Source organism: Rhizobium anhuiense, from assembly GCF_003985145.1.
Taxonomy (GTDB): domain Bacteria; phylum Pseudomonadota; class Alphaproteobacteria; order Rhizobiales; family Rhizobiaceae; genus Rhizobium; species Rhizobium anhuiense.
The window spans coordinates 799,469-820,047 of the sequence record NZ_ML133522.1; the positions used below are offsets into that span (position 1 = coordinate 799,469).

At 62.7% G+C, this 20,579-nt stretch carries 20 protein-coding genes and 1 pseudogene; 6 read left to right on the forward strand and 15 right to left on the reverse strand.

The window, feature by feature from the left end; genetic code table 11:
* Positions 1 to 13 precede the first annotated feature (13 nt).
* Together EEQ99_RS10015 and EEQ99_RS10020 are read left to right on the forward strand one after the other, a co-directional pair.
* Positions 14 to 1,243 carry an Atu1372/SO_1960 family protein gene (locus tag EEQ99_RS10015; protein WP_063475113.1) on the forward strand — a complete coding sequence of 410 codons (1,230 nt, stop codon included), beginning with the start codon at positions 14 to 16 and terminating at the stop codon, positions 1,241 to 1,243.
* A 1-nt stretch (position 1,244) separates the two neighbouring features.
* A complete protein-coding gene (locus EEQ99_RS10020) occupies positions 1,245 to 2,456 on the forward strand; it encodes an FAD-dependent oxidoreductase (protein ID WP_063475112.1) in 1,212 nt (403 codons plus the stop codon).
* A 156-nt stretch (positions 2,457 to 2,612) separates the two neighbouring features.
* Here the strand turns inward: EEQ99_RS10020 and EEQ99_RS10025 are convergent, their stop codons facing one another.
* On the reverse strand, positions 2,613 to 3,383 hold the full coding sequence (locus EEQ99_RS10025) for a siderophore-interacting protein (RefSeq protein WP_097542331.1): 771 nt from the start codon (positions 3,381 to 3,383) through the stop codon (positions 2,613 to 2,615).
* A gap of 422 nt (positions 3,384 to 3,805) precedes the next feature.
* On the opposite strand from EEQ99_RS10025, the gene EEQ99_RS10030 reads away from it, so the two are divergent.
* Complete coding sequence (locus tag EEQ99_RS10030) at positions 3,806 to 4,201, forward strand: hypothetical protein (protein WP_127430333.1); 396 nt, start codon at positions 3,806 to 3,808, stop codon at positions 4,199 to 4,201.
* A gap of 10 nt (positions 4,202 to 4,211) precedes the next feature.
* Here the strand turns inward: EEQ99_RS10030 and EEQ99_RS10035 are convergent.
* Positions 4,212 to 4,473 (reverse strand): annotated as a pseudogene (locus tag EEQ99_RS10035) (FCD domain-containing protein); the annotation flags it as partial.
* A 226-nt stretch (positions 4,474 to 4,699) separates the two neighbouring features.
* On the opposite strand from EEQ99_RS10035, the gene EEQ99_RS10040 reads away from it, so the two are divergent.
* Together EEQ99_RS10040 and EEQ99_RS10045 are read left to right on the forward strand one after the other, a co-directional pair.
* Positions 4,700 to 5,482 (forward strand): alpha/beta fold hydrolase, encoded by a 783-nt coding sequence (locus EEQ99_RS10040; RefSeq protein WP_127430334.1) that lies wholly within the window; start codon positions 4,700 to 4,702, stop codon positions 5,480 to 5,482.
* A 76-nt stretch (positions 5,483 to 5,558) separates the two neighbouring features.
* Positions 5,559 to 6,518, forward strand: a complete 960-nt coding sequence (locus tag EEQ99_RS10045; RefSeq protein WP_097542333.1) for an acetylxylan esterase — start codon at positions 5,559 to 5,561, stop codon at positions 6,516 to 6,518.
* A gap of 64 nt (positions 6,519 to 6,582) precedes the next feature.
* Here the strand turns inward: EEQ99_RS10045 and EEQ99_RS10050 are convergent, their stop codons facing one another.
* The 13 genes from EEQ99_RS10050 to EEQ99_RS10110 form a co-directional block, all read right to left on the reverse strand.
* Positions 6,583 to 7,575 carry a dihydroxyacetone kinase subunit DhaK gene (locus EEQ99_RS10050; RefSeq protein WP_097542334.1) on the reverse strand — a complete coding sequence of 331 codons (993 nt, stop codon included), beginning with the start codon at positions 7,573 to 7,575 and terminating at the stop codon, positions 6,583 to 6,585.
* Between the two features lie 51 nt (positions 7,576 to 7,626).
* On the reverse strand, positions 7,627 to 8,034 hold the full coding sequence (locus EEQ99_RS10055; protein WP_028757820.1) for a hypothetical protein: 408 nt from the start codon (positions 8,032 to 8,034) through the stop codon (positions 7,627 to 7,629).
* 1 nt (position 8,035) lies between these two features.
* Positions 8,036 to 9,631, reverse strand: a complete 1,596-nt coding sequence (locus EEQ99_RS10060; protein ID WP_047610386.1) for a putative PEP-binding protein — start codon at positions 9,629 to 9,631, stop codon at positions 8,036 to 8,038.
* The gene (locus EEQ99_RS10065; RefSeq protein WP_028757822.1) at positions 9,615 to 9,959 is read right to left on the reverse strand and encodes an HPr family phosphocarrier protein; all 345 of its coding nucleotides are present in this window, start codon (positions 9,957 to 9,959) and stop codon (positions 9,615 to 9,617) included. The genes EEQ99_RS10060 and EEQ99_RS10065 overlap by 17 nt, the downstream gene beginning before the upstream one ends.
* On the reverse strand, positions 9,959 to 10,357 hold the full coding sequence (gene dhaM / locus EEQ99_RS10070) for a dihydroxyacetone kinase phosphoryl donor subunit DhaM (protein ID WP_097542335.1): 399 nt from the start codon (positions 10,355 to 10,357) through the stop codon (positions 9,959 to 9,961). The genes EEQ99_RS10065 and dhaM overlap by 1 nt, the downstream gene beginning before the upstream one ends.
* Positions 10,354 to 10,974: a dihydroxyacetone kinase subunit DhaL gene (gene dhaL, locus EEQ99_RS10075; protein WP_047610382.1), complete on the reverse strand. Its 621-nt coding sequence runs from the start codon at positions 10,972 to 10,974 to the stop codon at positions 10,354 to 10,356. The genes dhaM and dhaL overlap by 4 nt, the downstream gene beginning before the upstream one ends.
* A gap of 46 nt (positions 10,975 to 11,020) precedes the next feature.
* Positions 11,021 to 12,661 carry a dihydroxyacetone kinase subunit DhaK gene (locus EEQ99_RS10080; protein ID WP_127430335.1) on the reverse strand — a complete coding sequence of 547 codons (1,641 nt, stop codon included), beginning with the start codon at positions 12,659 to 12,661 and terminating at the stop codon, positions 11,021 to 11,023.
* A 53-nt stretch (positions 12,662 to 12,714) separates the two neighbouring features.
* The gene (locus EEQ99_RS10085) at positions 12,715 to 13,722 is read right to left on the reverse strand and encodes an ABC transporter ATP-binding protein (RefSeq protein ID WP_127430336.1); all 1,008 of its coding nucleotides are present in this window, start codon (positions 13,720 to 13,722) and stop codon (positions 12,715 to 12,717) included.
* The gene (locus tag EEQ99_RS10090; RefSeq protein WP_127430337.1) at positions 13,715 to 14,812 is read right to left on the reverse strand and encodes an ABC transporter ATP-binding protein; all 1,098 of its coding nucleotides are present in this window, start codon (positions 14,810 to 14,812) and stop codon (positions 13,715 to 13,717) included. Before EEQ99_RS10090 ends, EEQ99_RS10085 begins: the two co-directional genes overlap by 8 nt.
* A 3-nt stretch (positions 14,813 to 14,815) precedes the next feature.
* Complete coding sequence (locus EEQ99_RS10095) at positions 14,816 to 15,028, reverse strand: hypothetical protein (protein WP_063475102.1); 213 nt, start codon at positions 15,026 to 15,028, stop codon at positions 14,816 to 14,818.
* Positions 15,025 to 15,978 (reverse strand): carbohydrate ABC transporter permease, encoded by a 954-nt coding sequence (locus EEQ99_RS10100; protein ID WP_028757828.1) that lies wholly within the window; start codon positions 15,976 to 15,978, stop codon positions 15,025 to 15,027. Before EEQ99_RS10100 ends, EEQ99_RS10095 begins: the two co-directional genes overlap by 4 nt.
* On the reverse strand, positions 15,975 to 16,943 hold the full coding sequence (locus EEQ99_RS10105; protein WP_174824444.1) for a carbohydrate ABC transporter permease: 969 nt from the start codon (positions 16,941 to 16,943) through the stop codon (positions 15,975 to 15,977). The genes EEQ99_RS10100 and EEQ99_RS10105 overlap by 4 nt, the downstream gene beginning before the upstream one ends.
* A gap of 123 nt (positions 16,944 to 17,066) precedes the next feature.
* The gene (locus EEQ99_RS10110) at positions 17,067 to 18,392 is read right to left on the reverse strand and encodes an ABC transporter substrate-binding protein (protein ID WP_127430338.1); all 1,326 of its coding nucleotides are present in this window, start codon (positions 18,390 to 18,392) and stop codon (positions 17,067 to 17,069) included.
* Positions 18,393 to 18,959: 567 nt separating this feature from the next.
* Between EEQ99_RS10110 and EEQ99_RS10120 the strand changes: the two genes are divergently transcribed.
* Complete coding sequence (locus EEQ99_RS10120) at positions 18,960 to 20,405, forward strand: MFS transporter (protein WP_127430339.1); 1,446 nt, start codon at positions 18,960 to 18,962, stop codon at positions 20,403 to 20,405.
* The last annotated feature ends 174 nt before the right edge of the window (positions 20,406 to 20,579 follow it).

Sequence of the window (20,579 nt, forward strand, 5' to 3'; positions counted from 1 at the left end):
CAAGGCCAAGACCATGACCATTGAAACGACCGTTGCCACTGGCAACGCCCGTCGGCATGCAACGCAATCGCATGAACCTCGTTGGCCGGTGATCCTCATGACGCCCGATGTCAGCGAGGCGCCTGGTGTTCCGACCGAGACGGAGTATGTGGTGCGCGCCAACTATGCGGACGCCATAGCCGAGGCGGGGGGAATTCCGTTGATCCTGCCTTATAACTTCGAGAACCTGGCATCGGCGTTGGCTCTTGCGGATGGAATCGTCCTTACCGGTGCGCGGCCGGGGACTGAGGTGACAGGCGCGCGCAGACAGTTCGAAATTCAGCTGGTCGAGCAAGCCTTGAAAACGGGCAAGCCGCTTCTCGGCATCTGCCACGGCATGCAACTGATCGGGGAATGCCTTGGAGGCAAATTTCGCACCGAGCTGCCGGCCGCCGCCATATCCCACATCCCGCAAGGGATTCCCGATGTGTTGGCGCACGAGATCACGGTCGAGCCGGACAGCGTGCTCACCAATTGGGTCGGGAAAGGTCCAGCGCGCGTCAATAGCCTGCACCGCCATGCTTTGGCCGGCGACGGACGCTTCCGTGTCGCTGCGCGGGCGCCGGACGGCACCATCGAAGCGTTCGAAGGAGAAACGGACGGCTTTTGTCTGGGCATTCAATGGCACCCAGAATACCGGCTGACTGAACTCGACAGGAATATTATGAGAGCCTTCGTCGGCCGCAGCGCAGAAGCGGCAGCCCGCAAGGCGCGCAATGTTTCATCGGTTGGAAGCAATCGCGTGCGCGAACGGCTGGCACAGCTCGAGCTTGCTCTGCCGGAAGCATCCTTGCCGCCAGGCGCGTTTTCCGGGGCTGTGCGGACCGACAATATCATCACCGTTTCCGGTCAGGTGCCGCTGAAGGATGGCGCCGTGCTGCAGACGGGACATCTCGGAGCGGACGTCTCCATCGAAGAGGGGCGGGAATGCGCGCGCTGGGCGCTTCTCAATGCGCTTGCGCAGCTGGAGGCGGCTGCTGGCGGCTTCGGCAACATCCTGGGCTTCGTCCGGCTGGCGGGCTATGTCGCGGCAGATGCTGCTTTCGAGCGCCACGGCGCCGTCGTCGATGGGGCTTCGGAACTGCTCCGAGCGCTTTTCCCGGATCGATGGGCGCATGCCCGCATCGCGATCGGCGTAACATCCCTGCCGCGCGGGGTTCCTGTTGAAGTCGAGCTGACAGCCGTCGTCGGCGATGAGGCTTGAGATGGCGCGCGTTGCGGTGATCGGCGCCGGCGTCATCGGCGTATCGTCGGCCTATCTGATGGCCCGGGCGGGGCATGATGTGACACTTATCGATGCGGCAAGCGAGCCGGGCATGGGGGCGAGTGCCGGCAACGCCGCGCAGCTGTCCTGGGCCTACGGTGACGCAATGGCGTCGCCAGCCTTGCTGAAGCATCTGCCAGCCATTGCAATGAGCCGCGATCCGGCCTTTCGGATCCAGTGGCAACTCGATCGGGACTTTCTGTGCTGGGGTTTGAAATTTCTTGCCAATACATCGCTCAGGCGTTGGTGGACCAATACGCAGGACATCCTGCGCCTTGCCGAGCAATCCCGTCACGAACTCGCCATCCTGCTTAAGGAAACCGATGTCGAATTCGATTACCGTGTCGCCGGAAAGCTGCATCTCTACGCCGATCGGCAAAGTTTTGCTGCCGCCGACTCCAGTGTGGCGCGCAAGAATGCCCTTGGCTTCGAACAGTGCCTGCTGACGCGGGTGGAGGCGGAAAACATCGAACCTGCACTCGCCGCGTATCAGGGAGAGATTGCCGGCGCCGTTTACACTCCCGGTGATGCCCTCGGCGATGCGGCTGGATTTTGCCGCCAGCTCACCATCTGGATGATCGAGCGCGGGCAGGTGTCGGCGCTTTTCGGCAGGAGGGTCTCGAGCTTCGTCCAAACGGGAGGCGTGCTGACAGGCTTGAGGTTCGAGGACCGCGACGAGCTTCGCGTCGATGCCGCCATCGTTGCGGCAGGACCGCAGATCGGTTCCCTCATATCCGATTTGCCTGAGGCCCGGGACATACGCCCCGTCAGAGGCTACTCGCTCACCATTCCAAGAACTGGCCTTGCACCCAGTATCAGCCTGACAGACGTCAAGCGAAAGCTTGCCTTTGCTGCCATCGGCGACCGTTTTCGTGTCGCCGGACTGGCAGACATCGAGCGTCCCGGGGCCGGTTTTGATGCCAGACGTTTCGACACGCTCAAGCTGGCCGCGTCGGCGGTGCTGCCCGACCTTTTCGAGCGATCGGATGAACTGATGAGATGGTCGGGCGAGCGGCCTATGACTCCGACCTCCAAGCCCATTATCGCCGCCTCCCGACGCATCAAAGGTCTTTACATCAATGCCGGTCACGGCATGTTGGGATGGACGCTTGCATTAGGTTCTGCCCGCCGCGTGGTTGATCTCTTTCAATAAGTCGGTGGCTGGCACCCGGTGCGTTCGGGCAGAGGCTGCCGAGGCTTCGCTCAATTCATACCTCTTCACATCCATCGGATCGTTCCGGATCATAAAATCCGGAACGAAGGGAGTGAGAACTCATCACCAAATGGTATCCGGAATGCGGGGTTGGTCCTAGCCGAATTTCTCGGTCGTATCGGCCTTGCCGAATACCCAGTAGCCGGATGCCTTGATCCAGCTGAGCGGGCAACCTCGTTCCAGCAGATGGGCGCGGATATCGCGTGTTACCGAGGCTTCCGCCGCGACCCAGATGAAGGTCTCCGGCTGGATGTCGACCGTGCTCAGGAGCTTCAGCAGGGCAGTGGCATCGGTTGCCTGCGAGAGAGGCCGATGCGCCCAGCGGACGTGCAGTTCGGCTGATGTCTCGAAGACCTGTTCTTCCAGCGGGTCAGTGACGGCTGCGACTGCGGTGATAACGGTTCCGGCGCCGCTCTCCTCGATCCGGCGGCCGATCGCGGGCAGTGCCGTTTCGTCGCCGATCAGCAGCCATCGTTTTACCGTCCTGGAGACCACGGCGGAGCCCCTTGGTCCACCGATCTCGAGCCTGTCGCCGGCGCGTGCGTCGATCGCCCATCGGGTCACCGGGCCTGCCTCGTGCAAGGCGAAGTCGATGGTCAGTGTCCGCTCAGTATTGTCGTAACGGCGCGGCGTGTAGTCCCGGCGTTCTTCGCCGCCATCGGCGGCCGGTACAAAAATCTTGATGTGGTCGTCGGGAGCAAGACTGATGAAATCGGCAAGATCATCGCCGGTCAATGTGATGCGACGCATACCGGGGGTGACATCGACGACGCTGTCGACGGCGAGGGTGCGCCGCCGCGTGTCGTGGCGGACCCGTTCGATGCCGGGGGCAGGTGAAGTCTGATCTTTGAGTTGATTGTTATCCATGTGTCCTCAGAAGCTTTCTTGAGCTCGATCCGCAGGACACAGTCGCGCAGATCGAAGCCGCAAAGCCGTTCGATCATACGCGTTGAGTGACGTTAACGCTTACGTGGCCGGGTGACCCGACCATTGAGGGCATGATGTAGCCGACGACGGCGGCATGTGCAACCGCAAGGGAGCCGACAACGGCGATGATTGCCAAAGTTTAACTTTCCGGTGCCGTTCCGGGCCGGGCAATGATCGGCCGATCAGCGGGCAGGAGTTCCGTCCGATGGAGGAGGGATTTGGCGCCCAGCCACGATAACCTCCCAAGCGCCATCTGCCCTGGTTGCTACTTTTGAATGCAGCATAAAAGATGACACGTTTGAAGCTAATTTCCGACACTTTCCCGATCGAAGCTCTGCGCTATTGCGAGCTTTGGAGATACGATGTCGGGCATTCTTATCGCCACCCTTTTGGCAACGGTTTCAGCAAAGATTCCCGCCGGATTTGCCAGCGGTGATCTCCTTTATTCTGATTGCGGCGGCTCACGGCAGTTTGTCGTCGGATATGTCGCGGGTTGGTTGGACAAGTGGAGCCGGGACGAGTATCTGGCCCGCCGTATCTTCACCGAAGCCGTTCCTGCACCGAAGGCGATGGTGAACTCGGCTTATTTTGCCAATTCCGTCGGCGTAAACCTGTGCGTCCCGGTTGGAACCACAGCTGAGGCGATCGGCAATACGTTGTGTACATTCCTGGATGAGAACCCCGGCATACGCGAGGCCACCGGCGACGAGCCGATGACGACCTTGATGGCCTATAAATACCGTTGCCTCGTGCCGTAGGACGTCAAGCTCATACCAGCTTGCCCGCCTCGATAAACCGGCTGAGCGAGGTGGCGGCGTTCAGCATGTGGGCGCGCATGCGCCGTGATGCCATCTCGCCGTCGGCGATCGCCTGCATGATAGCCTCATGTTTGTCCTGAGATCGGCGCAGCCGTTCGCCCTGGCGCAGTGTGTGCGCCGGAAGGGGCATGCGGTTGCGCATGGCGACGCCTGCCGGCAAGGACGCCATTGTGTGCGGTGGGATGGATGGCTTCATGGACCGGATGGGAATACATAAGTCTCCAGCAAGCAGGTTTCTGCATAGATGAAGCCGCTTCAAATGCCGAGTTTGAATATGCGGGAGCGCAACGGGGCGAAGGTTGACGCCTTGCGCCGGGCAGGGCGAATCATCCCGACATCGCATTGTAGATCAGCCGATTTCGACTGGGCTTCGGTTCTTCAGGCTTGAGCCGACATGCTTTCGATCTTTCAATTTCTTGACCCACAAGGAACCAGATCATGATGATGAACAGACGGACTTTCTCGGCCGCCCTTGTTGCCGGCGCCGCCGCTTCTCTGCTCGCCACCCGCGGCATGGCCGCGACATCCGCTCCGGTGAAGGCGCGCAACGTCGTGCTGGCGCACGGGCTGTTTGCCGACGGCTCGTGCTGGACCGAGGTGATCGCGCGCCTGCAGGCGGCCGGGCTCAATGCCACCGCTGTGCAGAACCCGCTGACGACGCTGCCCGAGGCCGTCGCTGCCGTGAAGCGAGTGCTCGACCGGCAGGACGGCCCGACAGTTCTGGTCGGGCATTCGTTTTCCGGCATGCTCGTGACCGAGGCCGGCGTGCACCCTGATGTTTCGGCGCTCGTTTATGTCGCAGCCCGGGCGCCGGATGCGGGCGAGGATTATACCGCTCTCGCCAAGACCTTCCCGACTCCACCGGCTTCGGCCGGCATCGTCTTCGACGGCGATGAGGGCCGGCTCAGCGAGGAAGCCTTCCTGCGCGATTTTGCCGGCGACCTGCCGGAGGCGAAGGCGAAAGTGCTCTATGCCGTGCAGCAGCCGTTCCAGAAAGAGCTGCTGACCGGCAAGACGACGCAGGCCGCCTGGCATTCGAAGCCGAGCTGGTATGCCGTCTCGACCGAGGACCGGACGATCAATCCCGATCTCGAACGCTTCATGGCCAAGCGCATGGGCGCGAAGACGATCGAGCTGAAGGCCAGCCACCTTTCACTGATCTCCCATCCCGACGAGATCACCCGGCTGATCCTCGAGGCGGCGGGGCAGAATGCGGACTGAGCCAAGCCCGCGGCTGGTGGAGGCGGGCGTGGATCCCAGGCTTGCGCAGCCCGCTGTTTCACGGGACAAAGCCCGGATGAGCATTCCGAAGACACACCCCTTTGATTTCGATCCCACCTACGGCATGCGGCTCGAAGAGCTTCTCGCGGTTAAGCCGCCGGAGCCGCCCGAGGGTTTCGACGATTTCTGGGAGGCGCGGTATCACAAGGCGCTGGCGGTCGATCCGCAGCCGGTGCTTTCGCGCAGTCGGATCACCCATCCCGACTGGCATGTGCTCGATCTCGTCTATCTCTCCACAGACGCATTCCGGATCGGCGGCTGGCTCATCCTGCCGCGTGAAGGGGAGGTCCGGCGCGGTCTGGTCGTCGGCCATGGTTACGGCGGGCGGGATCGTCCTGATTTCGAGCTGCCGATCAAGGAAACGGCGATCCTCTTTCCCTGTTGCCGCGGGCTGTCGCTCAGCGCCCATCCGCCAATCTCCCAGAATCCGTCCTGGCATGTGCTGCACGATATCGACAAGCCGGACTCCTATATTATCGGCGGCTGTGTCGAGGATATCTGGCTTGCGGTCTCGACGCTTACGGCGTTCTATCCTTGGCTCTGTGGCCATATCGGCTATAGCGGCATCAGCTTCGGCGGCGGTGTCGGAGCGATGGCGATCGCCTATGATGAGCGCATCGATCGCGGCCATCTGGCACTGCCGAGCTTCGGGCACCAGCCACTACGGCTGAAGCTTCCAACTGTCGGCAGCGCCCAATCGGTGCAGGAATATCAGGCAGAACACGGAAATGCGCTCGAGACGCTGCGCTTCTACGATGCGGCGACCGCCGCCAGACGGATCAACGTGCCGATGCTGACGGCCGTCGCCCTTTTCGATCCCGCGGTGGCACCGCCCTGCCAGTTCGCTGTCGCCAATGCGATACCGAAACCAAATGAGATCTTCATCCTGGATGCGGGGCATTTCGACTATCCTGGCAGCGCTGAGCAAGAGGCCGCTCTCCGCGACAGGGTCGGTCAATTCTTCGGAGTGCCGTAAACCGCAATTCGGCATCGATTTAAGAATAAAGTCATCTCCTGGAGAGACGCACGGCAGGATGCGGTTACGGCCAATGCAGCGCCGCCGTTGCCACCGGCGCGTCCCAGAGCGAGAGTTCCTCGTCGGTCAGCAAGGCGAGGGTGACGGACAGTCCCTGCATGTCGAGCGAGGTGACATAGGTTCCAACAAGCGAGCGCTCGATCGGCATGGATTTCTCCTCGATGAAACGGCGAGCACTGTTATAGGCGAGGTAGAGTTCGGCCGGCGGCGTGCCGCCGAGGCCGTTGACGAAGAGCAGGGCTCGGGTGCCCGGCGCGACCGTGATATCGTCGGCGATGGTCTCGCAGAGATGGCCGATGATGGCGTCGGCGGCGGCGAAGGACTGCCTGGCATGGCCGGGTTCGCCATGGATGCCGACGCCCATTTCCATTTCGCCGGATCCGAGCGAAAACGTGCTGCGTTCGGTCTGCGGCACCGTCACGCCGTTCAGCGCCACACCCATCGAGCGGATCCGCGAGTTCAGTCCCTCGCCAAGCTGCTTCAATGCGGCAAGCGACATGCCGCGTTCGGCCGCAGCACCCAGGATCTTTTCGACGATCAGCGTACCGGCGACGCCACGCCGGCCGCGGCCCTCGCCTGTTCTCGACGTTTCGATATCGTCGCTGACGACGACCATATCGAGGCTGTGGCGGTCGCCGGCCATCTCGATCGCCATTTCGAAATTCATCAGGTCGCCGTCGTAATTCTTGACCACGAGCAGGCAGCCGGCGCCGGTATCCGTCTCTTCGATGGCGGCGATGATCTGGCTCGGCGTCGGCGAGGTGAAGATATGGCCAACGCAGGCGGCATCCAGCATGCCCTGGCCGACAAAGCCGATATGCATCGGTTCATGGCCGGCGCCGCCGCCTGAAATCAGCGCCACCTTGCCTGACGTGAGATGGCGGCGGCGAATACATTTGCGCTCAGCCCCGAACACCACGAAAGCCTCATGGGCGCGCACGAAGCCTTCGACGCTTTCGGCGACCATGGTTTTCGCAGTGTTCATGAACTTCTTCATCAAGCCTCTCCCAAGGCTAAAGACATTACGTTACGTCAATCAGCTCACTCGTCATTCCGCACCCGATATCGCGACGATTTTCTGCACCAGATCCGAGATCGCCTCTTCCAGCAGGCGGTTTTTCCTGTCGTCACCGAAATCTGGCACCATCAGCGACAGGTGCCGCAATTTCTCGGAATGGCCGAGATCCGGCAGCTTGCCGGGATGGGCGGCCTGATAGGCTTCGAGAAAACGCTCCTGTTCGGCACCGCTGAAATGGCAGACGCGAACGATGGTCGCGAGATGGCGCGCCGGCAGCGGCGTCGCATAGGTCGGGCTGGTGATCTGGGTGACGAAGCTTCGATGTTTTCCAAGCGCCGTCGCCAGGCGCTGGCGTGTACCCGATGGCCTGTTGTCGATGATCTGCGCCAGAATGGACTTGTAGGCGATAATGGCGTCTTCGGTGTCTTCGCGCGCCATCCTATTCTCCGGCTGCCCTTGTGCCATCGGCATTGAGGCCGATGATCGCCGATCTTATCGCGGGACGCCGGGCCGGCGCCACGGAAAAATGCCGGAGGCCGGCGGCGAGCAGCCCGGGCAGATAGTGCGGATCGCCGGCCATGTCGCCGCAGATGCTGACGGGCTTGCCGGCGGCAAGCTTGACCGCCTGGGCAATCAGCCGGAGCACGGCGGGTGCCGCCTTGCCGGTATCGGCTTCGCTGCTGTCGCGGGTCGAGGCGGCGAGATATTGCGTGAGATCGTTGGTGCCGAACGAGAAGAATGCTGCCGAGCCGAAGGTGTCGAGCATCAATGCGGCTGCTGGCACCTCCACCATCATGCCGATCGGCGGCATCCGGTGGGGCAAGGCACGGCGGCCGAGTCTTTCGGCTTCTTCGCGAAATATGTCCCGCATCCTGTCGATTTCGTCGGGAAAAGTCACCATCGGCAGCATCACCGACAGCCTGCCGAAGACGGCGGTGCGCAGCAGGGCGCGGGCCTGCACGCGAGCGATTTCCGGCTGAGCGAGCAGCAGCCGGATGCCGCGCAGGCCCGAGGCGAGGGCCGGCAGGTCTTCGAGGCCGGCGAGCGGCTTGTCGCCGCCGATATCGAGCATTCTTATGATCACCGGCTTATCGCCCGCCCGCTCCAGCACCTGGCGATAGATCGCCAGCTGGCGTTCCTCATTGGCGGCATCGGCGACCGAGGCAACTGAAAATTCCGAGCGCATCAGGCCGACGCCTGCCGTTGCCGGATCGAGTGCATCGATCTCGGCGGGATCGTTGATGTTGATGGACAGCTGGATCGGCACACCGTCCGCAGAGCGCAGTTCGCCGCTTTCGGTCTGCGTGTCGGTAGCAGGTGCTTGTGCCGGTGTCGGGATCAGCATGCCGCCCGCCTGCAGGATGACCGCGCCGGCGTCGCCATCCACGCTGATTGGATCTCCATCTTCTGCCGAAAAACGACCCGTGCCGACCACCATCGGCACCGATTTCGCCCGGGCGAGCAAGGCGACATGGCCGGCGGCGCTGCCGGCAAACAGCGCAATGCCGCCGCCCTTCGACCAATCATGAGCGAGAAAGCGGCTCGGCTCCATGTCCTTGCCGACGAAGACCGAGCCAGCCGGGAAATCGGGGGTCGGTGTGCCGGCGAGCGCGCCGAGCACGCGGTTCTTGATGTCGAGAATGTCGACGGCGCGCGCCCGCATCTGCTCCTCGTCGGCCGCTTCGAGTTCGCCGATATAGGCGTCGAGCGTGGCGACCCAGGCGAAGACGACGTTCTCATCGGCTTGCATGCGCGCGCCGGTCGCTTCCGCAATCGTCGGATCACGCAGCACCTCGATCTGGAAATCGATGATATCGCGGCTTTCGGCATCGGCGCCCTCGGCAAGGCGCTCGAGTTCGCCGATCGAGACATCGATCGCCTTTTCCAGTGCGCCGAATCCGCCGGCGATTTGAGGCGCGGGTGCGCCGTCCGGCCGCTCTGCGGAAGGAGCCTTTGGCTCCTCCGCGAGAAAGGCCGGGCCGGATGCGATGCCCGGGGATGCGCTCTTCGCTTTCAGTCTAAGCGGTTCGGCCATGTTTCTTTTCCTCATCGAAGTTGCGCTCGATGAGTTCCTTTAGGGCGCGGATCGCCTCTTCGGCGAGGATACCGTCGGCCCGGATCCTGAGGATCGACCCCTTGCGAATTCTCGCGCCCATGATCTTGATGATGCTCTTCCCGTTCAGCCAGACATCGCTGCCGTTGACGGCGACCTCGATCGAGCAGGGGAAGGACTTGGCAAGCCGCGTGAAGGTGACGGAGGGACGGGCATGCAGCCCGACGCCGTGCTTGACTTCCACTTCCGTCTGGCAGTTCAGGTGCAATGGCTCGGGCTCCTGCTTTTCACTACGCAATCCGCTCGTCATCAAGGGGACAGTTCCTCGGCTGTGGCGACGACCTTGGCCAGCGATGCGCCCCCCGACGCCTCGGCAGCGGCGATGACGGCGCCTTCGACCAAAGGCGCATTGCAGATGGAGACGAGCGCCGCGCGGGGAAGCCCCAGCATTTCGATTGCCATCTCGCTGTTGGTCTCGGCGCCGCCGAGATCGACGAAGACGGCGACGCCGGCATCGGACCAGGCCGTCTCGATCGCCTTGAGGATGCCGCCGGCATCGGTGCCGAGTTCGCCGTGGACGTTGCCGCCCGACCAGGCGAGCGGCACGCAGTCGCCGACCATCTGCCGCACCATGTCGGCGATGCCCCTTGCCACCAGCGGCGAGTGGGAGACGATCACGATGCCTACGTTTGTGGTCTTTCCATTCATTGCTGACGGTGCTCCCCGAGATAGCGGCAGATCGCCGTGGTCAGCAGCGCGCAGCTCGACGCGCCGGGGTCGACATGGCCGATCGAACGGTCGCCGAGATAGGCGGCGCGCCCGCGCATCGCCTTCATCGCGGCCGTCCTGTCGGCGGAGCGTTCAGCCTTGCGGGCGATGTCACCGAGCGGGGACCGCTTCGCCAACGCGGCATGCACGGGATAGAGCACGTCGAGCAGGGTCTTGTCGCCGGCATGCGCCCGCCCGCGCCTTGCCACGGCGTCGATCGCCTGTTTCAGCACCTGCGAAAAATCGATCTTTTCCTCGCTTTTGCGAAGCTCGCGGCCGATCTCCATCAGCAGCGTGCCGTAGAGCGGCCCGGCCGCGCCGCCGACATTCATCACCAGCGTCAGGCCGATCTTTTCCACGGCGTCGGGAAAAGGCAGGCTGGACAGGCTTGCGCCTTCGGCGCTCACCGCCTCGCAGCCGCGCCGCATATTGGTTCCGTGATCGCCATCGCCGATGGCGCGATCGAGCGCGCAGAGGTGATCGGTATTATCAGCGATCGTCGCGCAGCACACCTCGATCAATCCTGCCACAAGCACCGGTTCCGCCTGCACTGCCATCCTCCCTGTCGCCGCGCCTCCCGCGGGCTTTCAAACGTCTCTTTGGTCAGGCGAGGCTTGCCGCCACGCCGAACGCGCCGGCAACCGCGACGGCTCCGGGATCGGCGACGCCCGCCAGATCTCTTTCGCCGACATAGGAGGCGCGTCCGGCTCTCGCCTTCATCATCGTCTTCGTCGACTCCGCACCCGCTGCCGCTGCCCTTGCCGCCGCAGTGATATCGCCGGATTCGAGCGCCCGCAGGGCCGGCGAAAGCGCATCGACCATTGTCCGGTCGCCGACTCCGGCTCCGCCATAGAACGTCATCCTGTCGAGCCCGGCAAGCAGGGCTGCTGATATATCGGCTTTATCGGCCATCGCCTTTGCCGCCGCGGTGAAGAAAATCGACAGCAGCACGCCGCTCGACCCGCCCATGCTGGTGCCGAGAATATCGCCGAGGCAGGCAAGCGTTGCCGCTGGTCGGTCGAGCGGCAGCATGTCCAAGCGGGCAAGCACGCTGCGGGCGCCCGAGGCCACCGTCGAGCCGGTATCGCCGTCGCCGACGCGGCTGTCCAGCCGGTTGAGCTCGCTTTCCTGCGAGATCAGATGCTCGCAGAGCGCCGTGATCAAGCGCCGGTTGCGGGTGTTTTCCCCGGCCACGGCCGCGCCGTTCAAGCCGGCTGATGTTCTCGGTGCGGCGATGATCCGGATCTCATGGCGCTCGACGGCCGGCATCCAGGCATGCGGCTCGACCGCCGCCGTCAGCGCCGCCTCGCGCGCGGCATCCAGCCGGATCAGCGACAGCGAGAAACCGTTCATGTTGAGCGCGGTCATCATCGGCGCCGGGCCGATGATCAGTTGTATGCGAGCGGCGAGGCTGGAGGACAGTACTGCTTTGGCAATGACGGTCATTTCGAGCGGCGGCACGGCGCCGAGATTGTTGATGAGGAGGGCATGGCTTGCGCCTTCGCGCAGCGCAGGCGAAAGGCGCGCCACCATGGTGGCGACGATATCTGCGACCGGCTGCAGGGTGATGCGCTCGACACCGGGCTCGCCATGGATGCCGAGGCCGAGTTCACCTTCATCAGCACCGAGACGATCCTCATGGACCTGGCCAGGCACGCTGCAGGTGGACAGCGACATGCCGAGCGAAACGATGTCGCCAGCTGCTGCTGCGGCATGGGCGGCGACCGTCTTCAGATCGTCGCCTTTTTCGGCCTGATAACCTGCGATCTTGTGGACGAACAGCGTACCGGCGACGCCGCGCGGCTGGTTGATGCCGGGGATGGCGATATCATCGGCGACGATGACCATCTCGACGTCGAAGCCTTCGGCGCGCGCTTTTTCGGCGGCGAGGCCGAAATTCAGGCGGTCGCCGGTATAGTTCTTGACGATCAGCAGGGAGCCCTTCGGGCCGGTCACGGCGCGGATCGCCGTCAGCACGGCATCGACGCTGGGCGAGGCGAAGATCTCGCCGGAGACGGCTGCCGTCAGCATGCCCTTGCCGACGAAGCCGGCATGGGAGGGCTCATGGCCGGCGCCGCCGCCCGATATGATCGCCACCTTCGATTTGTCCCAGTCCGCACGCAGGATCACCTTGATGTCGGGAAAGCTGTCGAGGCGGGCGAGACGACCGTTGCTGCTCGTCAGAAGCAGTCCGTCCAAGGCTTCGGTGACGATGTTTTCCCTGCGGTTGAAGAAATGTTTCATCGATTGAGACCCGTCTGTTTGTTTTTCATGCCGTCGTCATGTCTGTTTGCCGGTCAGGAAAGGCGCTGTCCAGCCGCATCGAAATAAAGCGGATCGCGCAGCGTCAGGCTGATCCGGTCGCCCGGCGCGATCGCCAGATATGGATCGGCGAGTGTGACGAGCTTGTGATTGCTTGCTCTGATATGCAGATGGTTCTGGTCGCCGAGATGCTCGATCCAGTCGATCTCCGCATTGGCATCCTTGCCGACAATGATATCGAGATGTTCGGTGCGGGCGCCGACGGTTTTCGTGCCGGCCGGCGGACGGCCGCCCGGCAGCAGGTCGGCGGGCAGAAGGTTGATATGCGGCTGGCCGAGGCGGGCGGCAACATGCAGGTTGGCGGGATTGCCGTAGATCTCGCGCGGGGTTCCCACCTGCATCAGCCGTCCCTCGGCGACGATGCCGATGCGGTCGGCCATGGTCATGGCTTCCACCTGGTCATGGGTGACGTAGAGCAGCGTCGAGCCCAGTTCCTTCTGGATACGCTTCAGTTCCAGGCGCAGTTCGGCGCGCAGCTTGGCGTCGAGCGAGGACAGTGGCTCGTCCATCAGATAGATGGCCGGCCGGCGCACCAGCGCCCGGCCGATCGCGACACGCTGCATTTCGCCCCCGGAAAGCCTGGTCGAGCGGTTCTCGAGTTTATGGTCTATCCGAACCATGCGCGCGACCTCGCGCACGCGCCGATCGATCTCCTCGGCGCTCAGCTTGCGGACCGGCGCCTTCAGCGGGAAGGCGAGATTCTCGTAAACCGTCATATGCGGATAGAGCGAATATTGCTGGAAGACGAAGGCGACGTCGCGTTCGGCGGGGGCCTCAGTGGCGACATTGCGGCCGCCGATCTCGATGCGGCCGCTATCTGGTCTTTCCAAGCCGGCGATCAGCCGCAGCGTCGTGGTCTTGCCGGCACCCGTGGGACCGAGCAGCACGACGAACTCGCCGTCACGGATCGAAAGATCGAGATCGGCCAGAGCCTGGGTATCGCCGAAGCGCTTGGCGAGATTCCTGAGGACGACATCAGCCATGCCGGGTCTCCTGATAGAGTGAGGACGGCACCGCGCGGCCCGACCTGCAGTCGAAGAGTGCGAGTTTTGCCGGATTGAATTCCAGGCCGACCCTCTCGCCGATCCGGAAGCTGCGATTGGCTGGAACGCGGGCCCTGATCAGGCCGCCCGGGGTTTCCACGGCGACGACCTGGTTGGTGCCGAGATATTCGCTGCCATAGACGGCGCCGCGGAGCGCCGAGGCATCGCTGAAGCGGATATGCTCCGGCCGGACGCCGAGCGCCAGTTCGCTCTCGGCCATGTCCTGGTGGATTTCGGGAACGGCGACATCGATGCCGTCGAGCAGGATGGAGCGGTCGCCGCTTTTCAGGCCCGAGGTGAAGCGCATGAAGTTCATCGGCGGCGAGCCGATGAAATCGGCGACGTACATGGTCGCCGGCTTGGCATAGATCTCTTGCGGCGTGCCGAACTGCTCGATGACGCCATGGTTCATGACGGCGATCTTGTCGGCCATCGCCATTGCTTCGTGCTGGTCATGGGTGACGTAGACGGTGGTCGCGTGGATGCGGTTGTGCAGTTCGCGCAGCTCATGAACCATGACCTCGCGGAATTCGGCATCGAGCGTGCCGAGCGGCTCGTCCATCAAGAAGCATTTCGGGCGCCGGACGATGGCGCGGCCGAGCGCCACGCGCTGGCGGTCGCCGCCGGCAAGGCCGGACACCGAGCGGTCGAGAATATGGTCGATCTGCAGCAGGCGCGCCGTCTCCTCGACGCGGGCTCGGATTTCGGCCTTGGCCATGCCCTGCGACAGCAGCGGGAAGCCGATATTCTTACGCACGTTCATATGCGGGTAGAGCGCGAAGAGCTGGAAGACGAAGGCGATGTCGCGGGCGCTGGCGCGGTTGAAAGTGACGTCCTCGCCGTCGAGATAGATCTTGCCGCTCGACGGCAGCTCGAGGCCGGCGATCATGCGCAGCGTCGTCGTCTTGCCGCAGCCGGAAGGTCCGAGAAGCGCCAGGAACTCGCCGTCATGGACGGTGAAGCTCGAATCCTGAACGGCGACGAAACTGCCGAATTCCTTGCGGAGATTTTCGATCCGGATATCCGCCATGGTTCACTCCGGGAATTTCGAAACGATGATGAACATGACGGTGCCTATGAGCAGGGTCACCAGCGAATAGGTGTAGAGCACCAGCAGGAAGGGCTGGAACAGCATCAGGAAACCGAGCCCGATCAGCACGGTGGCGATGGTCTCCATCGGGCCACGACGCAGGAAGAACGGTCGCTTCGGACGGGCGGGAGTGCGTGTCTCGATCAGATGGCTCATTTGCGGACGGCTCCGAAGGTGATGCCGCGCAGCAACTGCTTGCGCAGAAGAATGGTGAAGACGAGGATGGGGATCAGGAAGATCGTCGTGCCCGCGGCGACCGCCGGCCAGTCCTGCCCGCCTTCGCCGATGATCGTCGGGATGAAGGGCGGCGCGGTCTGGGCCTCGCCCGAGGTCAGAAGGGCGGCGAAGGCATATTCGTTCCAGGCGAAGATCAGGCAGAAGATCGCCGTCGCGGCAATGCCGGTGGTCGCCTGCGGCAGCACGACCTTTCGGAAGGCCTGCAGCCTCGTATAGCCGTCGATCATCGCCGCTTCCTCGTATTCGCGCGGGATCTCGTCGATGAAGCCCTTCAGCAGCCAGACGGCAAGCGAGACGTTGACGGCGGTGTAGAGCAGGATCATGCCGAGCGCTGTGTCCGACAGGCCCAGCTCGCGGTACATCAGGTAGATCGGAATGGCGACGGCGATCGGCGGCATCATGCGTGTCGACAGGATGAAGAACAGCAGGTCGTCGGCGAGCGGCACCTTGAAGCGTGAGAAGCCATAGGCGGCAAGCGTGCCGAGGAAGACCGCCAGGAAAGTGGAGCCGAAGGCGATCACCAGCGAATTGACGAAGCGCGGCAGGAAGTTCGACGGGCCGGCGATCACCATGTTGCGCTTGCGCGTCACCTCATCGCAGGCTCCGACCGGCGCCGGCAGCGAGGCGATATAATCAGGCGTTTGCCGGGTGCGCGTCGTGAACAGGTTGCAATAGCCTTCGAGCGACGGCGTGAAGACGATCTTCGGGGGATAGCTGATCGAATCCGGCGGCGACTTGATGCTGGTCAGGAAGATCCAGACGAGTGGGATGAGGGTGATCAGCGCGTATAGGACGACGATGGTGCCGGCGATGCGCTTGCTGGAAAGGCTCGGTTCGACGACCGAATGGGCGGAGTTGGCGGCGCTCATCGTTGCTTCACCTTGTTCAATGCCTTGACGTAGATGTTGGCGAGGCCAAACACCGCGACGAAGAGGATGATGGCGAAGGCCGAGGCCCGGCCGGTCGCCCAGCTTTCGAAGGCCGCGCGTTTCAGCGTGATCGAAGCGACTTCGGTGACCGAGCCGGGCCCGCCGCCGGTGAGCAGCGTCACCATGTCGAACATCTTGAAATTCTCGATGCCGCGGAAGAGCACGGCGAGCATGATGAAGGGCAGGGCCATCGGCACGGTGATCGACCAGAACTGGCGCCAGGGCGAAGCGCGGTCGACCTCGGCCGCCTCATAGATATAATCGGGGATGGAGCGCAGGCCGGCGAGGCAGATCAGCATCACATAGGGCGTCCACATCCAGGTATCGACGATGATGATCGCCCAGGGCGCCAGAGTGACGTTGCCGAGCATCTGGATCTCCGATGTCGGAATGCCTGATATCAGCGACACGGCATAGGCAAAGAGGCCGATCTGCGGCTCGTAGAGAAAGCGCCAGAAATTGCCGACCACGGCAGGCGACAGCATCATTGGAATCAGGATGATCGTCGTCCAGAAGGCATGGCCGCGAAACTTGCGGTCGATCAGATAGGCCAGCGTGAAACCGATCACCGTCTGCAGCACGATCGTCCAGAAGACGAAATGCGCGGTGGTCTGCATCGCAAACCAGATGTCGGGATCGTTGAGGACGCGCTGGTAATTTCCAAGGCCGACGCCCTGGACCGGCGCATTCGGCCGGTTGGCGCGGTAATTGGTGAAGGAGAGATAGACCGCCCAAAGCAGCGGGAAGATGTTGATCGCCAGCAGCAAGGTGATGGCCGGTGCAATGAACAGCCAGGCGATCGCCCTGTCGGAGAGCCCGCGGACGCGCCGGGCGACCGAGACCGGCGTTGCCCTTGCTGTTGCGTCGGCTGCCTTCTCGACGATGGAGGAATGGGACATAGTCAAGTTTTCACCTGGTCTTATTGGGGTACGGGGTCTTTTGGCATATGGCAGATCTGGCGGCCCGGCTCGTCTGCCGATCCGGGCCGCCATCCTGGCGAGGATGACACGCAACAGTGATGCCACGCGCTAGATCTTGCCGTCGTCCTTGAAGACGTCGCCCCAATCCTTCACCAGACCGTCCAGCGCTTCCTTGGCGGTGCCGTTGCCGGCGACCACGTAGTTGTGGACGCGTTTCTGCATGGCCTGCAGCAGTGAGGCGTAGCTCGGCTCAGCCCAGAAGTCCTTGACGATCGCCATCGAGTCCAGGAAGGCTTGGGCATAGGGCTGGCTCTTGGCAAAGCTTGGCGCGTTGACGACGGAGTTCAGGCAGGAAAAGCCGCCGAGTTCCCACCATTTGGCCTGCACATCAGGCTGGGCGAACCACTTGATATATTGCAGGGCGGCGTCGCGCTTGTCGGAGTAGGAGACGACCGAGATGCCCTGGCCGCCGAGCTGGGCGAAATGCGCCTTTTCGGCTGGATTTGGGAAAAAGCCGATCCTGTCGCCGCCGACCTTTTCGTCCTTATAGAGGCCGGGCCAGGTGAAGGCGAAGTTCATCTGCATGGCGACCTGGCCGGATTTGAAGGCATCGGCGGATTCGACCATGTAGACGTTCGAGCTGCCGGGCGGGGTGCAGCAATCATAGAGGGATTTGTAGAATTCGAGGCCCTTGACCGCATCGTCCGAGTTGACGAAACCTTCCATGTCATAGGGCTTCTTCGGATTGTCGTACTGGAAGCCCCAGTCATAGAGGACGTTGGTCACGCCCATGGTTATGCCTTCGGAGCCACGTTCGGTATAAATCGAGGCGCCATAGACGGTCTTGCCGTCGATTTCACGCTTCTGGAAGAATTCGGCGATCTGCTTCAGCTGATCGTAGGTCTTCGGCGCTGCAAGATCCCAACCGTATTTTGCCTTGAATTCCTTCTGCAGTTCCGGCTTCTCGAACCAGTCCTTGCGGTAGGTCCAACCGACGACGTCGCCCATGGCGGGCAGTGCCCAGTAGTTCGGGGTGTTCTTCGGCCATTCCGAGTAGCCGACGACCGTCGCCGGCACGAAGTCATCCATCTTGATGCCTTCCTTGTCGAAGAAGTCGTTGAGCTTGACGTAGTGGCCGTTCTCGGCCGATCCGCCGATCCACTGGCTGTCACCGATGATGAGATCGCAGAGCTTGCCATGGGAGTTCAACTCGTTGAGGAAGCGGTCGGCATAACTCGTCCACGGAACGAATTCGAACTTCAACTGCGTGCCGGTTTTGGCGGTGAAATCCTTCGACAGCTCGACCAGCGCATTGGCGGGGTCCCAGGCGGCCCAGCACAGCGTCAGTTCATCGGCTTTGGCGAGATTGGGCAATGCCGACGACATGACGAATGCCGTGGCCAGCCCCAAAAGGGCTTTCGATGTTTTCTGCATAAGTTCCTCCCAGAACCAAGGGCCGGCTCCCCGCCGGCGTCGCATGCTCACCCGTTTCAGAAAATGCTCACATGAACTCCTCAATCATCATGTTTAGCAATATGTTTAGTGAAAACTATTTTTATAAACATTGCAAGCGGCAATCGTTGCTGCAGTGCACAGCTGTCGCGCCCACCCGGCAGCGACTTTCTGGGCGCAATCTTTTCCGCGAAATCGGGAAATTTCTCCGCAAGCGTACCAAAGCAGCGACATCTGGCCTCGCTGCGACATCGATCGCCCGATATGGATTGTGCGCCGCTCCTGTTTTTCCCCGGAGCGGATCAGGCTTGGCCTCGCTTCGGCGGGGCCTTTTTCTTGAATCCTTTCTGAGGATCGATGTCGGCCGCCGTCCGGCCCTATCGGGAATATTCCTGCGCAGTGCGAGATTTAGCCTTTCCGGCCGGCTGCAACGGGCGTATTCAGCCAGTGCGCGGCTTTCCATGTCCGCGCGCCTCCGCGCGGCAGATCTCCGATCGGCTTCCTTCCCGTTTCCCTGCCGCGTCATCCGGAATTTTCATTGGCAGATCGATGACCACGGCAGAGACGAGCGAGAACGGGCAAGAGGCGGCGAGCGGCCGCCAGGCGAAAATCGTGGCGCTGGTCGTTGCCGTTTCCTTCTTCATGCAGATCCTCGACGGCACGATCGTCACCACCTCGCTGCCGCAGATGGCGGCAAGCTTCGGCGTGCAGCCGGTGTCGATGAGCATCGGCATCACCGTCTACATGCTGACGATGGCCGCTTTCATTCCGCTGTCGGGCTGGCTCGGCGATCGGTTCGGCGCGCGCCGTATCTTCCTGATGTCGATTGCCGTTTTTACCGGCGCCTCGCTGTTCTGCGGGCTCTCTGGCAGCCTTGCGGAATTCGTGCTGTGGCGCGCCGTCCAGGGGGCGGGCAGTGCGCTGATGACGCCGGTCGGGCGCATCATCGTGCTCAAGAATGCCCGCAAGTCGGAACTGGTGCAGGCGATCGCGCTGATCACCTGGCCGGCGCTGACGGCGCCGGTGATCGGCCCGGTGCTCGGCGGCTTCATCACCACCTATGCCAGCTGGCACTGGAACTTCCTCATCAACATCCCGATCGGCATTCTCGGCATGGTGCTGGTGCTGCGCTTCGTGCCTGAGCAGCGCGAGAGCAATCCCGGCCGGCTGGATCTGGTGGGCTTCGTCCTCAGCGCTGCGGGATTGACCTTCCTGCTTGCCGCGTTGGAGCTTTCGGTCAAATGGGACGGCGGTCTCTTGCCGATCATTTCAATGCTGGCGGCGGGCATCGTGCTTTCGGTCATGGCGACTCGGCATTTTCTCGCCGTCGACAATCCACTGCTCGACCTTTCGGCCTTCCGCATCCAGACTTTTTCGATGTCGACGCTGTCGGCGGGCACGGCTTGCCGGATGGCCATCAACGCGACGCCGTTCCTACTGCCTCTGCTGTTCCAGCTCGGCTTCGGACTGAGCTCGATTGCCGCCGGCACCTATCTGCTCGTCTATTTCCTCGGCAATTTCAGCATGAAGGCGGTGACGACGCCGCTGCTGCGGTTCTTCGGCTTCCGCACCGTGCTCGGGGTCAATGGGTTGATCGCGGCGCTTTCGATTGTCGGCTGCGGCTTCCTTTCGCCGGCGACGCCGCCGTTTTTCATCCATGCGCTGCTTTTTCTCGCCGGCCTGTCGCGGTCGATGGAATTCACCGCGCTGAACACGCTGGCTTTTGCCGATATCGGCCCGGCGCAGCGAAGCTCGGCCTCGACGCTGTCGAGCATGCTGCAGCAGGTGTCGATGCTGCTCGGCGTGGCGGTGGCGGCGGCAGTGCTCAATATCGCCTCGGCTCTCAGGGGCACCGACAATCCCGTTCTTGCCGATTTTCGCTGGGCTTTCGTCGTGGTCGGCGCGATCGGCATCGTCTCGTCGCTACGCTTCCTGCAATTGCCGGTGGAGGCGGGGGCCGAAGTATCCGGCCATCGGAAATTCCAGAAAAATTAGCTTGGCCTGCGGAACCAATCGGGCCACTCGGCGTTTATGAATCTTACTTCAGGGTTCTCGTTTCCCAGCCTCTTTCAACGGTTTCCATGGGATCCTCCCCAGGGCCAGGGTCATGTTCTGAAAATGCCGGCTGCCCGACATCCTCTTCCGCGCCGCCTGCGACAAGAGCGAGGG

Excerpts from the sequence above, each read along its gene's own strand:
- EEQ99_RS10120 (WP_127430339.1), top strand. The coding sequence starts at position 18,960 with ATGACCACGGCAGAGACGAGCGAGAACGGGCAAGAGGCGGCGAGCGGC.
- EEQ99_RS10045 (WP_097542333.1), top strand. The coding sequence starts at position 5,559 with ATGAGCATTCCGAAGACACACCCCTTTGATTTCGATCCCACCTACGGC.
- dhaM (WP_097542335.1), bottom strand. The coding sequence starts at position 10,357 with ATGAATGGAAAGACCACAAACGTAGGCATCGTGATCGTCTCCCACTCG.
- EEQ99_RS10020 (WP_063475112.1), top strand. The coding sequence starts at position 1,245 with ATGGCGCGCGTTGCGGTGATCGGCGCCGGCGTCATCGGCGTATCGTCG.
- EEQ99_RS10100 (WP_028757828.1), bottom strand. The coding sequence starts at position 15,978 with ATGAGCGCCGCCAACTCCGCCCATTCGGTCGTCGAACCGAGCCTTTCC.
- EEQ99_RS10060 (WP_047610386.1), bottom strand. The coding sequence starts at position 9,631 with ATGGCCGAACCGCTTAGACTGAAAGCGAAGAGCGCATCCCCGGGCATC.
- EEQ99_RS10085 (WP_127430336.1), bottom strand. The coding sequence starts at position 13,722 with ATGGCTGATGTCGTCCTCAGGAATCTCGCCAAGCGCTTCGGCGATACC.
- EEQ99_RS10095 (WP_063475102.1), bottom strand. The coding sequence starts at position 15,028 with ATGAGCCATCTGATCGAGACACGCACTCCCGCCCGTCCGAAGCGACCG.
- EEQ99_RS10030 (WP_127430333.1), top strand. The coding sequence starts at position 3,806 with ATGTCGGGCATTCTTATCGCCACCCTTTTGGCAACGGTTTCAGCAAAG.
- EEQ99_RS10050 (WP_097542334.1), bottom strand. The coding sequence starts at position 7,575 with ATGAAGAAGTTCATGAACACTGCGAAAACCATGGTCGCCGAAAGCGTC.
- EEQ99_RS10040 (WP_127430334.1), top strand. The coding sequence starts at position 4,700 with ATGATGATGAACAGACGGACTTTCTCGGCCGCCCTTGTTGCCGGCGCC.
- EEQ99_RS10110 (WP_127430338.1), bottom strand. The coding sequence starts at position 18,392 with ATGCAGAAAACATCGAAAGCCCTTTTGGGGCTGGCCACGGCATTCGTC.
- EEQ99_RS10090 (WP_127430337.1), bottom strand. The coding sequence starts at position 14,812 with ATGGCGGATATCCGGATCGAAAATCTCCGCAAGGAATTCGGCAGTTTC.
- EEQ99_RS10065 (WP_028757822.1), bottom strand. The coding sequence starts at position 9,959 with ATGACGAGCGGATTGCGTAGTGAAAAGCAGGAGCCCGAGCCATTGCAC.
- EEQ99_RS10015 (WP_063475113.1), top strand. The coding sequence starts at position 14 with ATGACCATTGAAACGACCGTTGCCACTGGCAACGCCCGTCGGCATGCA.
- EEQ99_RS10080 (WP_127430335.1), bottom strand. The coding sequence starts at position 12,661 with ATGAAACATTTCTTCAACCGCAGGGAAAACATCGTCACCGAAGCCTTG.
- EEQ99_RS10055 (WP_028757820.1), bottom strand. The coding sequence starts at position 8,034 with ATGGCGCGCGAAGACACCGAAGACGCCATTATCGCCTACAAGTCCATT.
- EEQ99_RS10025 (WP_097542331.1), bottom strand. The coding sequence starts at position 3,383 with ATGGATAACAATCAACTCAAAGATCAGACTTCACCTGCCCCCGGCATC.
- dhaL (WP_047610382.1), bottom strand. The coding sequence starts at position 10,974 with ATGGCAGTGCAGGCGGAACCGGTGCTTGTGGCAGGATTGATCGAGGTG.